At 65.0% G+C, this 14,210-nt stretch carries 5 protein-coding genes; all 5 read left to right on the plus strand.

The features are described from left to right. Positions 1 to 114: 114 nt before the first annotated feature. From GPZ80_RS12940 to GPZ80_RS12960, 5 genes are read left to right on the plus strand one after another with little or no spacing between them, the layout of a single operon-like run. Complete coding sequence (locus tag GPZ80_RS12940; RefSeq protein ID WP_187220575.1) at positions 115 to 1,407, plus strand: AAA family ATPase; 1,293 nt, start codon at positions 115 to 117, stop codon at positions 1,405 to 1,407. 4 nt (positions 1,408 to 1,411) lie between these two features. Then, the gene (locus GPZ80_RS12945) at positions 1,412 to 2,020 is read left to right on the plus strand and encodes an RloB family protein (protein ID WP_187220576.1); all 609 of its coding nucleotides are present in this window, start codon (positions 1,412 to 1,414) and stop codon (positions 2,018 to 2,020) included. A 59-nt stretch (positions 2,021 to 2,079) separates the two neighbouring features. Further along, positions 2,080 to 7,374 carry a DEAD/DEAH box helicase family protein gene (locus GPZ80_RS12950; protein WP_246477040.1) on the plus strand — a complete coding sequence of 1,765 codons (5,295 nt, stop codon included), beginning with the start codon at positions 2,080 to 2,082 and terminating at the stop codon, positions 7,372 to 7,374. After that, positions 7,371 to 10,187 carry a DUF8741 domain-containing protein gene (locus GPZ80_RS12955; protein ID WP_187220577.1) on the plus strand — a complete coding sequence of 939 codons (2,817 nt, stop codon included), beginning with the start codon at positions 7,371 to 7,373 and terminating at the stop codon, positions 10,185 to 10,187. Before GPZ80_RS12950 ends, GPZ80_RS12955 begins: the two co-directional genes overlap by 4 nt. Then, a complete protein-coding gene (locus tag GPZ80_RS12960; protein ID WP_187220578.1) occupies positions 10,184 to 14,209 on the plus strand; it encodes an Eco57I restriction-modification methylase domain-containing protein in 4,026 nt (1,341 codons plus the stop codon). Before GPZ80_RS12955 ends, GPZ80_RS12960 begins: the two co-directional genes overlap by 4 nt. Position 14,210: the final 1 nt, after the last annotated feature.

Genomic DNA, 14,210 nt, shown 5'->3' on the forward strand with positions numbered 1-14,210 from the left:
CCCTGCTGTGACACGCGCCCATTGGCGCCACGAGTGCGGAGAAAGGTAGATTGTCGTACGTATGTGACGAAATCGCGGTCGTGGCAGCGGCCTCAGCGCCAGGAGGGACACGCGGTGCTGATCCGATTCGAAGTATCGAACTTCCGTTCAGTGCTCGAGCCCGTCGAGCTGTCGATGGTCGCCGTGGACCGAGACCGGCCGGAGGCACGCCCGGCGCCCAACTTGGGGGAGAGCCTCCTGCCGGTGGCCGCCATCTTCGGCCCCAACGCGTCCGGCAAGTCCAACGTCATCGCCGCCATGAGCTGGCTGCAAACGGCGGTCCATGAATCGTTGCGTTTCTGGGACGACGAGATTCCGCTCGAGCCGTTCGCCTTCACCGACGGCCCAAGCCTGCCCTCGGAATTCACCATCGAATCCATGGTGTCGAACGTGAGATTCGAGTACGTACTCCAACTTGATCGGCACGCGATCCACTACGAAGGATTGTTTCACTACCCGGAGAAGAAGCGGCGACGAGTCTTCGAACGCGAGGGCCGAGATTTTATCCTGCAACGGGGCCTCGGCAGCCTATCCGGCACCCGCGAACTCCTGACGCCACGCACCTTGGCGCTGTCCATCGCAAGACGATTCAACGAACCGGTGGTCTCGGATTTCGCCCGCACCCTTTTGTCCACTCAGACGCTCGGACAGAAGCCGCGCACACGCCGTTTCACGGGCCTTACAAACGTGAGTTCGACCCGTCGCTGGTTCGACGATTCCCCCGGCGGCGATCAGTCAGCACTGTGGGAGCTGGAAGACCCACTCAGCCCTACCCGAGAAGATCGAGTCCAGGCACTGGCCTTGCTACGCATGGCCGATCTCGGAATTGATGATGTCGTATTCGACGAATATGAGGTCTCTTCGCCCGGAAGCGGCAGTGAGTCGGGGCGAACGCGTACACGGCGCAGAGTGCGCCTGGTCCACCGTACCGGCAGCGAGCGAGTGCCTTTCGATCTCGCTGCCGAATCGGAAGGCACCCGCACATGGTACGCACTCATCGGCCCTGTCCTGGCCGCACTCAAAGCTGGGTCGCTCGTGTTGTTCGACGAACTCGACGCAAGTCTGCATCCCACCTTGTCGATGCACTTGATTCGACTATTCCATGATCCGGCGACAAATCCCAAGAACGCACAGCTGATCTTCACGTCGCACGACACCAGCTTGCTCAACCATCTCAATCGCGACGAAGTCTGGCTGACCGAGAAAACCGAAAGTGGCGCCACTCGACTCGGCGCTTTGGCGGAATTCGCTGGTGAACGGGTCAGGAAATCACAAAACCTGGAGAAGGCATATTTGCATGGCCGATTCGGCGCGTTGCCGGAGATCGATCGCACTGAAATGCTCCGTGCTCTCGGTTTGATCGGCTGACCGGATGTCGCCGAGAAGGACACGAGCAAAAGATCTCAGGCGAAAGACCGCCAATCGGCAGGAACTGAAGACCATCCTCGTCTTCTGCGAGGGCGAAGCGTCTGAGCCCGACTACATCAACGCGCTGAAACGGCTCCCCAACGTCCACGGCAGAACGTCGATCAACATCGAGATCGACCCGAAGCAGGGAGTCCCGCTGACCCTCGTGCGGCGAGCGATCGAGCGCGCCGGCGACGACGAGATCGACGAGTGCTGGTGTGTGTTCGACGTCGAGTGGCCCAAGAACCACCCCAACCTCGACGAAGCGATACGGCTGGCCGACAAGCACGGCATCCGTCTCGCCATCTCCAACCCTTGCTTCGAGCTGTGGTTGATCCTTCACTTCGAAGACCAAAGCGCTTTCATGAACACCCACGACGCCGAGCGGAGAAGCCGCAAACTGGATGGGCGCGCGGGCAAGCGGGTCGACGCGGAACGGTACATGCGTCTTCGACAGGCGGCATCGCTGCGCGCGTCCGGACTATCTCAACGTCACCAGCGGGACCGGACTGACTTTCCCCACGACAACCCCTCCTCGACGATGTGCGACTTCCTCGCAGCGATCGAGCGCTGAGCACAGGCACAGAGCAGCTTTCCTTTCTGGAATATGAGCCCAGCTCGTACCAGTCGTTTATGGCGGAAATCAGCCGAATCGCCCGGACGGTTACGGGCACGGTCACCGAGTGGAGCTACGCGCTGGTACTGCGGACCGTTACCGGTAGCCTGACGCGTAGTGATGATGACCGGGAGTGGGTTGCGATGGACGTCTTCAAGCTGCACGAGCAGCTCATCGCCGACTATCAGGCGTTCACCTCGGGCTTCACCGAAATTCACGACACTCGAATCCGAGATCATGTCAGCCGACGCCAGGACGCAGGCGATCAATGGCCCGATCCGTATCTGTCGCTGAACCCGAACTTCGCTTCGGGCGGAACGATCACTGAGCTGGTCGACCACGGCGTTCTACACTCAGAGTGCGAGCGAATCTTCCGCATCGGCAAAGACGAGCCGGGTTCTGCGGGGTATCCGCTCACACTGCATCAGCACCAACGAGACGCGATCGACGTCGCCCGCGGCGGACAGAGCTATGTCCTCACCACCGGCACCGGTTCCGGCAAGAGCCTGAGCTACATCGTTCCGATCGTCGACCACGTGGTCCGTCTCCGCGCGAGCGGCGCCTACCAGCCGGGCGTCAAGGCGATCATCGTGTATCCGATGAACGCCCTCGCCAACAGCCAGCGCAACGAGCTGGAAAAGTTCCTGGCGCATGGATTTCCGGACGGCCGCGGCCCAGTCACTTTCCGCCGCTACACCGGCCAGGACCGCGACGCCGAACGCGCCGAGATCCTCAGCGACCCGCCCGACATCCTGCTGACCAACTACGTGATGCTCGAACTGGTTCTGACGCGCCCAAAGGAGCGAGAACGTCTGATCACCGCTGCCCACGGGCTACGTTTCCTGGTTCTTGACGAGTTGCACACCTATCGTGGTCGCGCAGGCGCGGACGTCGGGATGTTGGTGCGCAGGCTCCGCGACGCCTGTGCCGCCGACCAACTGCAATGTGTCGGCACCTCGGCGACGATGACCACCGAGGGATCGGACGCGGACCGCCGCCGAGTGGTCGCCGACGTCGCGACGCGCCTGTTCGGTGTGCCGGTTTCCAGGGGCGCAGTCATCGGTGAGACCCTGCGCCGGGCGACTACGGGCGACCCAAACGACCGTGCCGCGATCTCCGCCCGGGTGCCGGGCGGGCCGCGGGCAGCCACCTACGATGACTTCACCGCCGACCCACTCGCGGCGTGGGTCGAGGCGACATTCGGTGTGACCGAGGAATCCGGGAAGCTTGTCCGCCCCCGGCAACCAACCACGTTGCCCATGGCCGCGGAACGACTCGCCGACCACACCGGTAGAAGCGCCGACGAGTGCCGTCTCGCCGTCGAGCAGACACTGCAGCTTGGCGCAAGCCTGACCGACCCGCAGACTCGCAGACCAGCCTTCGCCTTCCGTCTGCACCAGTTCCTGTCCAAAGGGGACAATGCTTACCTGAGCGTCGAGACACCCGAGACCCGGTACATCACAACGCGATACCAGACTATCGTTCCGGATTCCGCCGCCGAGGGGCGGATTCTTCTGCCTGCCGCCTTCTGCCGCGAGTGTGGCCAGGAATACCTTGTCGTGCAGCGCACGGAGCAGGGCGGGGTCGCACGCTTCACCTCGCGGAGAGACGCCGACGCGGCCGGTGGCAGCGCCTCAACCGGCTATCTGTTCATCAGCTCGGACATCCCCTGGCCTGACGGAGTGGATGTCGCTATCAGCGAGCAGCGGCTTCCCGAGTCCTGGCTCGCAACGTCCGACGACGGATACGTCTCGATCGCGCCGCGCCGGGTTAAGAGCCTTCCTACGGTGATCTACCTCGATCCGACCGGCACACAGGTGGAACGCGGTGCCGGTGTACGAGCGGCGTTCATCCCCAGTCCGTTCACCTTCTGCCTGCGCTGCCGGGTGTCCTACGAGCAGATCCGCAGCAGTGATTTCGCCAAACTGGCGTCGCTGGCCGTCGAGGGTCGTAGCTCCGCGACATCGGTCCTCAGCGCGAGCATCGTCCGCAGCCTGCGCGATCAAGCAGAGGTGAGCCCAGAAGCACGCAAACTCCTGTCCTTCGCCGACAACCGTCAGGACGCGAGCCTGCAAGCCGGTCATTTCAACGACTTCATCCAGGTGACCCAGTTGCGGGGCGCGCTCTATCAGGCGATCAAGAATGAACCGTCCGGCGTGAGTCACGAGGTAATCGAGCAACGGGTAACCGATGCGCTCGGCCTGACGCTGGTGGACTTCGCCAAGAACCCAGAGGCTCGGTTCACCGCCGAGAAAAGGGCTTGGGAAGCGCTGCGCAGACTGGTCGGGTTTCGCCTCTACCAGGACCTCGAACGCGGCTGGCGCATCACGATGCCGAACCTTGAGCAAACCGGTCTGCTCAAAATCGACTACATCGATCTGCCGGAGATCGCAGCCGACGAAGACCTATGGGGCGACCGGCATTTCGCACTCCGCGACGACGTCGCCGAGCACCGGCTGGAACTCATGCGGATTCTACTCGACGAACTGCGTCGAGTGCTGGCGATCGACGTCGACTGCTTCACCGATCTGGGCTTTGAGCAACTGCAGAAACTTTCCGACCAGCACCTCAACGAGCCATGGGCACTGGCCGACCGGGAGACTCGGCCACAGACAGGCGTGGCGTTCGCCCGGACCGGCGGCAAAGGCGGTAAACGCGAACACCTCTATCTCAGCGGATACGGCGCCTATGGTCGCTACCTGTTGCGCCCGAATCAGTTCTCCCGCACAACTGACGCCCTGACCCGCGATGACGCTCAGAAGATAATCAGCGATCTGCTTCGGATCCTGGAGCGGTGCGGGCTTCTCACCATCGACCGCTTTCCCGACTCCGACGCCCCCGGCTACCAACTCAAGGCCTCGTCAATCGTGTGGCGTCCCGGCGACGGCAGCTCCGGAGCGGAGGACCGCTTGCGCCGGGAGGTCGCCGCGGAAACCGGCCCTCGGGTCAACCCGTTCTTCCTGCGGCTGTACTCCGATGTCGCCGCGACACTGTCCGGCCTGCGCGCCAAGGAGCACACCGCCCAGGTCAACAGCGACGAGCGGATGAAACGTGAAGACGCCTTCCGCGCCGGTGACCTTCCGGTCCTGTTCTGCTCCCCGACGATGGAACTTGGCATCGACATCGCCAGCTTGAACGCCGTAGGGCTGCGCAATGTGCCACCCACGCCCGCGAACTACGCCCAGCGCGCGGGCCGGGCAGGTCGGTCGGGGCAGCCCGCCCTGGTGACGACGTATTGCGCCACCGGTAACGCGCATGACCAGTACTACTTCCGGCATCGCGATCAGATGGTCGGCGGCTCAGTCGCACCTCCCAAGCTCGACCTGGTCAACGAGGATCTCCTGCGGTCACATGTGCATGCGATGTGGCTTGCCGAGACGGAATTGGTGATGGACAAGTCCATTGCCAATGTCGTCGACACTGGCCGGGAGGGCTATCCGATCCACGATTCGGTGCGAAGTCACATCGACAATGTGATCGCCCGCGAGCGTGCGGAGCGGCGAGCGCGCCTGGTGTTGGCCGAGCTATCCGACGAGCTCGCCGAAACATCGTGGTGGCACGACGAGTGGGTGCGTCGAGTCGTCACGAGCGCACCCCATGTCTTCGACCAGGCCCTTGAGCGATGGCGGGAGCTGTACCGCGTCGCGCTGTCCGAGCAGCGTGAGCAGAACAGCATCGTCCTGGACCACTCGAGCGGCCACGACGCCCGCAACAAGGCATCGCTGCGGCGACGGGAAGCGGAGAACCAGCTCAGGCTGCTGCGCAACGACGATACCGACTTCCAGACCGACTTCTATTCCTACCGGTATTTCGCTGCCGAGGGCTTCCTGCCCGGCTACTCCTTCCCACGGCTTCCGTTGCGCGCGTACGTGCCGGGGCGCCGGGGTGTTCCGCGTGATGCCGAATTCATCCACCGTCCCCGGTTCATCGCGATCAGTGAGTTCGGCCCTGGCGCTCTGATCTACCACGAGGGTTCGCGATACCAGGTCAACCAGGTGCAGTTGGGTCCGACCGAGGATGGGCAAACCGGGTTGGACACCCGCGCTGCCCGTCGCTGTGAAGCGTGCGGCTATCTGCACGAGAATGAAATGGGCACGGACGTCTGTGAGTCCTGTGGGGCCCTGCTCCACCACACGATGTACCGACTGCTGCGCTTGCAGACGGTCAAGGCGGTGCGGCGCGAGCGGATCTCCTCCGACGAGGAGGAGCGCAGGCGCGGCGGGTTCGAACTGGTCACCTCCTACCGGTTCAACGATCATGGCTCTCGTCCTGGCAGGCTCGACGCCACGGCGACGGTCGATGGCACGCCGGTGTTGAGCGTCCGCTACGGCGATACCGCCACCGTGCGGGTCACGAACATGGGTCGTCGCAGACGCAAGCCCGGGGAAGACAACAACGGGTACTGGATCGACACCCAGAGCGGACACTGGCTTTCCGAGAGCAATGCCAGGGAGAACGCCCCGGATACCGACGAGCTAGGCGACGCGGCGAAGGTCTCCCGCAAGCAGAAGGTCATCCCCTATGTCGAGGACCGCCGCAACATCCTGATCACCCGTTTCGTCGACGGGCCGGTGGACGACGCGACCGCGCTGTCGTTCATGTATGCGTTGGAGCGCGGCATCGAGGCCGAATTCCAACTGGAGGACAGCGAACTCGCCAGCGAACTACTGCCGGACGCCGACGACCTGGGCCGGACGCTGTTCGTGGAGAGCGCCGAAGGCGGCGCCGGCGTGCTCCGTCGGCTGGTGGAGGAGCCCGACGCGCTCGCCCGGGCAGCTCGGCGGGCGCTGCTCATCTGCCATTTCGACGAGCACGGCGTCGACCTGGGCGGCGTGATGGACGACACCGGCGAGCGCTGCGCCCGCGCCTGCTACGACTGTTTGCTCTCCTACGGCAACCAGGCCGCCCATCTGGAGATCGACCGGCACCGCACCCGTGATTTGCTACTGGCCTGCGCCGGGTCCAAGACTGACAAGTCGGGTGAGCGGAGGGACCCAGCCGAGCTGTGGGAGTCCGCCGTCGCCGCCGAGCCGCGCAAACCCGTCGCCGACCTGCTGGATTGGCTCCGAAACAACGACTATCGGTGCCCCGACGAGGTCTCCGGCTCCACGTCCGAGTCCGAACCCGACTTCGTCTATCGCACCGTGACGGGCCCCGTGGCCGTGTTCGTCCACAGCCAGGACGATGACATCGTAGATGATCTTCGGGATGCTGGCTGGGGTGTAATAGCAGTGCCGCGCGAGGCGACGTACTCACAGATCGTGACGAAGTATCCGAGTGTGTTCGGCGTGAGCCGGAAGGGAGACCGGTGAGCGCGTTCGCCGTCGGATCGTTGGTTCGAGCTCGAGGACGGGACTGGGTCGTTCTGCCTGATTCGGACCCGGACCTGCTGGTAGTCCGCCCGCTCGGGGGCACCGACGATGAGATCGCGGGGATCCTCACCGCAGTGGAGCCGGTCGCGCACGCGACCTTCCCAGCACCCGATCCGGCTGACGCGGGCAACGCGGTGAGCGCCGGTCTGCTGCGCACCGCCTTGCAGGTTGGGTTTCGCTCCACAGCGGGCCCGTTCCGCTCGGTCGCGGGCATCGCGGTGGAGCCACGCCCCTATCAGCTGGTGCCACTGCTGATGGCCTTGCGTCAGGACGTCGTGCGGCTGTTGATCGCCGATGACGTGGGCATCGGCAAGACCATCGAGGCGTCCCTCATCGCCGCCGAGCTGATGGCCCAGGGCAGCGCGCGCGGGTTGACCGTGCTCTGCAGTCCGGCGCTGGCCGAACAATGGCAGGCGGAGCTGAGCGCGAAGTTCCGTATCGACGCCGAACTGGTGCTGTCCAGCACGGTCAAGCGGCTGGAGCGCGGCCTGTTCGACGACCAATCGATCTTCGACCGCTACCCGTACACGGTGGTGTCCACCGATTTCATCAAGTCCACGAAATACCGCGACCGCTTCGCCCAGACCTGCCCTGACCTGGTCATCGTGGATGAGGCCCACACATGCGTGGCGGACGGATCGACCAGCAGCGGCCGGACGCTGCGTTATGACCTATTGCGCAAGCTGGCGGCCGACCCGCAGCGGCACATGCTCCTGGTCACCGCGACCCCGCACAGCGGTAAGGACGAGGGGTTCCGCAACCTGATCGGCTTGCTGGACTCTGGTCTGGCCACTGTCGACCTGGGCACCAGTGCGGGTCGGGAGCGTCTGGCCAAGCACATGGTCCAGCGCCGTCGCGCCCACATCCGCAAGTTCTTGGAAGACACCCCGTTTCCCTCTGATCGCCTGACCCAGGAGCACAAGTACTACCTGGGCGAGGACTACGCGAAGCTGTTCCAGTCCGTGCTCGCCTACGCTCGCGAGACCGTCAAAGACTCCACAGGTGGGCAAGTACGGCAGCGTGTCCGCTACTGGTCGGCCCTGGCCCTGCTCCGCGCGTTGGCTTCATCTCCGAAGGCCGCGGCGGCGACGTTGGAGACGCGGGCGCGGGCCATGGGCGCGGAGACTCCTGAGGAAGCCGACCGGTTGGGTAGGGCGTCGGTCCTTGACCTCGCCGAGGACGAAGCCGCGGAGTCGCTCGACAGCGTCGCGGGCGCGGACGACGCCCCCGAGGGCCGCAATCCCGAACGGGAGCGGCTGCTTCGCTTCGCCAGGGCAGCCAAAAGCCTTGATCCTGCGGCGGATGCGAAGCTCACGAAGCTCGCCGAGGTTGTGCAGAGCCTCCTGGGTGATGGTTACGACCCGGTGGTGTTCTGCCGGTTCATCGACACCGCCGAGTATGTCGCCGAGAACCTACGTGGCTTACTGGGCAAGACCGCGGCGGTCGGCTGCGTGACTGGCACTCTGCCGCCATCGGACCGTGAGGCTCGCATCTCAGAGTTGACCTCGACTCCACGCAGGCATGTGCTTGTCGCGACCGACTGCCTGTCCGAGGGCGTGAACCTCCAGGAGCATTTCCAGGCGGTCGTGCACTACGACCTGGCATGGAACCCGACGCGGCACGAGCAGCGGGAGGGCCGGGTCGACCGATTCGGCCAGCCCTACGACCACGTGCGGGCCGTGACGATCAGCGGTGGCGACAATCAGATCGACGAGATCGTGATGAAGGTGCTGATCCGCAAGCACAACGAGATCCGCAAGCAGCTCGGCATCAGTGTCCCGGTGCCGGACTCGGCCAACAACGTGGTCGAGGCGGTCTTGGAGGAACTGTTGGTCGCGCAGCCGGCGGCGGAGCAGGGTGCGCTGTTCGCGTTGAGGAAGCAGACCGACCTGCACGCGGAGTGGGACAGCTACGCGAGCAAGGAGAACGCGGCGCTGACGAAGTTCGCACAATCGGGGATCAAGCCAGACGATGTGGCTCGCGAGTTGGCTGAGGTGCGCGCCAGCATGGGGTCGGCAGCTGATGTGGAGGGGTTCACCCGGGAGTCGCTGGAGATCCTGGGTGCCTCCCCGACTGAGCGGCCCTACGGCTTCGACGCGATCACCGCCACGCTGCCCGCCGGTCTCCGCGACGCCCTGCCACCGGGGCGACCGAGCGCGCTTCCGTTCCATCGCGATCTTCCAGTGCCCCGCAAGCACGCCCACCTGGACCGGACCGACCCGAGCGTGGCCGCCGTCGCTCGATACGTTCTGGACAGCGCGCTCGACCAGAAGATGCCCGGTCCCCGTCCGGCCCGGCGATGTGGGGTGTTGCGCACCGATGCGGTGACCAAGCGGACGACCCTGCTGCTGGTCCGTTTCCGCCTGCACCTGACGTTGCCCGCGCGTGACGGCAAACGACCTCTGGTGGCCGAGGAGGCCAGGGTGCTCGCGTTCCGAGGGAGACCGACCGAACCGGACTGGCTGACCCCGGAAGAAGTTGATCTCGTGCTGACCGGGACACCGTCCGGGAACGTCTCACCGGACCTCGCCCGCGACGACGTCGAGCGGGCGGTCACCCAACTCGAGCCCCTCATGCCGCACCTCGACGCGGCGGCCGAAGCGATGGCGGCTCAATTGCACGAGTCGCATGTGCGGGTCCGGCAGGCGACCAGACAGGCAGGCACTTCCAAGATCGATGTGCGGGCGAACACCCCGGTCGATGTGCTGGGCGTCTACATCTATCTTCCCGCCGTGGCCGGGGGTGCCCGATGAGCCGGTCGCCGTTTCCGTCCGTACGGGTCTCGGGCTCGTTGCTCCCTGCCGAGTTGTTCAGCCGAGTGTTGGACGACGCCACACTCGCGGGCCGAGATCCTGAGGACTACAGCTTCGGCGCGCGCAAGACGGTCCGCGAGGCGGCGGCCCGCGCCTTCGACGATCTGGGCACCGAGTGGCAGGCGTTCACTCGTAACCGCGAGCGCGGCAAGGGAAGCGCCCGCGACTGGCTTCGGGCGCTGTTCGGGGAACTTGGCTACGGGATCCTGGAGACGAGCAGCGGGATCACCATCGCGGACAAGACCTACAAGGTCACCCATCTGTGGCACCACGTGCCGATGCATCTGCTGCCGTGGGCAACGGATCTGGACCACAAGACCAAGGGCGTGGCGGGTGCCGCCGACGCGGCGCCACAGTCGATGGTCCAAGAGTTGTTGAATAACTCCGACGCGCACCTGTGGGCCATCGTCTCAAATGGACAGACGCTGCGGCTGCTGCGGGATTCGCGGGCGCTGGCCGGGTCGGCGTATGTCGAGTTCGACCTGGATCTGATCTTCACCGAACGTCTCTACAGCGACTTCATGGTGCTGTTCCGGCTGGTCCACGCGTCGCGGTTCGTCGTGGACGGCGAGTCCTTGCCCAAGGACTGTTGGCTCGAGAAGTGGCGCGACACGGCCGTCAAGCAGGGTGAACGTGCCCGGGAACGCCTCCGTGTGGGCGTCAGGGACGCGATCACTACTCTCGGCACCGGTTTCCTGCGCCATCCCGCGAACAGTGAGCTGCGCGCCGCCCTGGCGTCCGGCGCACTCGGGCGGTTCGACTACAAGAGATCCGTGCTGCGGCTGGTGTACCGGCTGCTGTTCTGGTTCGTGGCCGAGGATCGGGATGTGCTGCTCGACCCGGAGGCCCCACTGGCCGCGCGCGAGCGATATGCCCGGTACTTCTCGGCGCGCAAGCTGCGGGAACGCGCACGGCGCGGCGGTGCGGACCACCACGAGGATCTGTGGGACGCCGTACGACTCGTGTTCGACGCGCTCGGCACCGAACAAGGACAGGCCGCGCTGGCTCTTCCGGGCATCGGTGGCCTGTTCGAACGCATCACCCGCGACGCCGCCGGTGAGCTGATCGACCCATCTCTGCCGGACGAACTCGACGCGCCGCTGGAAGGACTGCGGTTGTCGAACGCGGCCGTGATCGAGGCACTGCGATCGCTGGCCGTTATCGAGTCGGACGGGAACCGGCGGCCCGTGGACTTCCAGAACCTGGACTCGGAGGAATTGGGCAGCGTCTACGAGTCGCTGCTGGAGTTGGACCCGGTGTACGACCTGTCCGAGCAGACCTTCGCGTTGCAAGCCGCGGCGGGCAACGAACGCAAGACGACGGGGTCGTACTACACGCCGTCGTCGCTCACGGAAGCGTTGCTGGACAGCGCTTTGGACCCGATGCTGGACGAGGCCGCGACGAGCGCCACGGACGACGCGGGCCGGATCGAGGCGCTGCTGCGAGTGACGGTGTGCGACCCGGCTTGTGGATCCGGGCACTTCCTCGTCGCGGCGGCCCGACGGATCGCGCGACGGGTCGCGCAGTTGCGCAGCGGCGAGAACGAGCCGTCGCCCACCATCGTGCGGCACGCGATGCGGGAGGTCGTATCGCGATGCATCTACGGCGTGGACATCAACGAGACGGCGGCCGAGCTGGCGAAGGTGTCACTGTGGCTGGAGTCGGTGGAGCCGGGCAAGCCGCTGCCGTTCCTGGACGCGAACATCCGCGTCGGGAACTCCCTGCTGGGCACGACTCCCGCGCTGATCGAGAAGGGCATCCCAAAGGAGGCATTCAAGCCCCTGACGGGCGACGACAAGGACGCGGCCAAGGCGATCGTCAAGCTCAACGCGAAGGAACTCGGCGGCCAGGTCGACATGTTCACCTTCGGTGGCGCGGAGATGACCAACGAGGCAATCGCCCAGCACACAGCGGAGTTGGTGGCGGCCCTGCCGGGCGAACTGGTCGACGTCTATGCGCAGCGGCGACGGCTTCGCCAGATCGACGAGGAACGCCTTGGCGCCAAGCGGAAGGCGGACGCTTGGTGCGCGGCGTTCGTGCAGCCGATGGACGACGATCACAAACTGCACCCGATCACCGAGGGCACCCTGCTCTGGATTGGGGAGGGCGCGGAGAACCTGGTCCAGAGCCAGACGCTGGTGACTGTGGAGCAGTTGACACGGGACTACCGGTTCTTCCACTGGCATGTGGAGTTCCCCCATATCTTCGAGGTCCCCGAAGGTGGCGTGGACAGCGACACCGGTTGGCGAGGCGGGTTCACCTGCGTGCTCGGCAACCCGCCGTGGGAGCGGGTGAAGCTGCAGGAACAGGAGTTTTTCGCCGCTCGGCACCCGAAGATCGCCCAAGCCAAGAACGCCGCTGCCCGGAAGAAGGCAATCGCCGCGCTGGAACACAGCGACGACGAGCTGGACAAGAAGCTGTTCAAAGATTTCCGGACCGAGTTGCGGGTCGCCGATGGGTGGAGCCACCTGCTGCGGGAGACCGGCAGGTATCCGCTGACCGGGCGCGGGGACATCAACACCTATGCCGTGTTCGCCGAAACGGGCCGCACGATCCTGGCCCCACGCGCGCGGGTCGGGATGGTCCTGCCGACTGGTATCGCCACCGACGCGACGACCCAGTACTTCTTCAAGGACCTCGTCACCACCCGCACGCTGGCCTCGATCTACGACTTCGAGAACGAGGAAAAGCTCTTCGTCGATGTCGATCATCGCGTCCGGTTCTGCCTGTGGACCAGTGCTGGTAAACGATCCCGGCAGGACCGGATCAACCTGGCCTTCCGCCTTCGCCGGCCGATACAGATCCAGGAGCGGCGGTTCACCCTCACCCCGGACGACATCACGCTGCTCAACCCGAACACCGGCACCTGTCCGGTGTTCGACTACAAGCGCAATGCCGAGATCACCTTGGCGATCTACCGCCACGTCGGCCGAGTCTTGTGGCGCGAGGAGCCCGACGACAATCCTTGGCAAGTGACTTTCCTGCGGATGCTCGATATGGCCAACGACTCTGGCCTGTTCCGCGACAAGGACAGCCTCGAAGCGGACGACTGGTCGCTGGACGGCAACGTGTTCGTCCGAGGCGGCGAGCGAATGCTGCCGCTCTACGAAGCGAAAATGGTGCACCACTTCGATCACCGACTCGGCACCTACGACGGCCAGACCGAGGCCCAGTCCAAGATGGGCACCCTCCCACGCCTCACCGCCGAGCAGAAGGATGACCCGTCGTTCGCTGTGCTCCCGCGCTACTGGGTACCAGAGAAGGAAGTTACCGATCGCCTAGCCCGAAAGTCCTGGGACAAGGACTGGCTACTCGGCTGGCGCGACATCTGCCGCAGCTCCGACACTCGAACTCTCATCGCCAGCGCCTTCCCGGTCGCCGCCATCGGGCACACCTTCCCCTTGATAACGTCAATCTCTTCACGCCCGATCTGCCTGTATGCGAACCTGTCGTCCATCGTCGCCGACTACGTCGCCCGGCAGAAGATGGCTGGCACGCACCTCACATATGGCTACATGAACCAACTGCCCGTCCTCCCTCCAGTGAGCTACAGCGCAACTTGCGGATGGGACCAGAGCACGATTCGCGAGCAGTGGGTCGCTGATCGTGTGATCGAACTGTCGTACACCACCTACGACATGGCGGGATTCGCGCGGGATCACGGGGACGAAGGCGGGCCGTTTCGGTGGAATGAGGGGCGGCGGTTCTGGTTGCGGGCCGAGCTCGACGCGGCCTATTTCCACCTCCACGGCGTGCCGCGCGACGACGTGGACTACATCATGGACACGTTCCGCGCGTTCAAGAACAACGACCCCGACCGCTTCACCCGCACCAAGACCGCCATCCTCGACATCTACGACGCCATGGCCAAGGCGATCGAGTCCGGTGAGCCCTACCGGACCATGCTCGATCCGCCGCCCGGTCAGGGCGACCGCCACCCGGCCAAGACCGAGAAGGGCTGAG

The organism is Actinokineospora xionganensis (assembly GCF_014323725.1).
GTDB lineage: Bacteria > Actinomycetota > Actinomycetes > Mycobacteriales > Pseudonocardiaceae > Actinokineospora > Actinokineospora xionganensis.

Coding starts and splice junctions, on each gene's coding strand:
- GPZ80_RS12945 (WP_187220576.1), top strand. CDS start 1,412: ATGTCGCCGAGAAGGACACGAGCAAAAGATCTCAGGCGAAAGACCGCC.
- GPZ80_RS12950 (WP_246477040.1), top strand. CDS start 2,080: ATGGCGGAAATCAGCCGAATCGCCCGGACGGTTACGGGCACGGTCACC.
- GPZ80_RS12960 (WP_187220578.1), top strand. CDS start 10,184: ATGAGCCGGTCGCCGTTTCCGTCCGTACGGGTCTCGGGCTCGTTGCTC.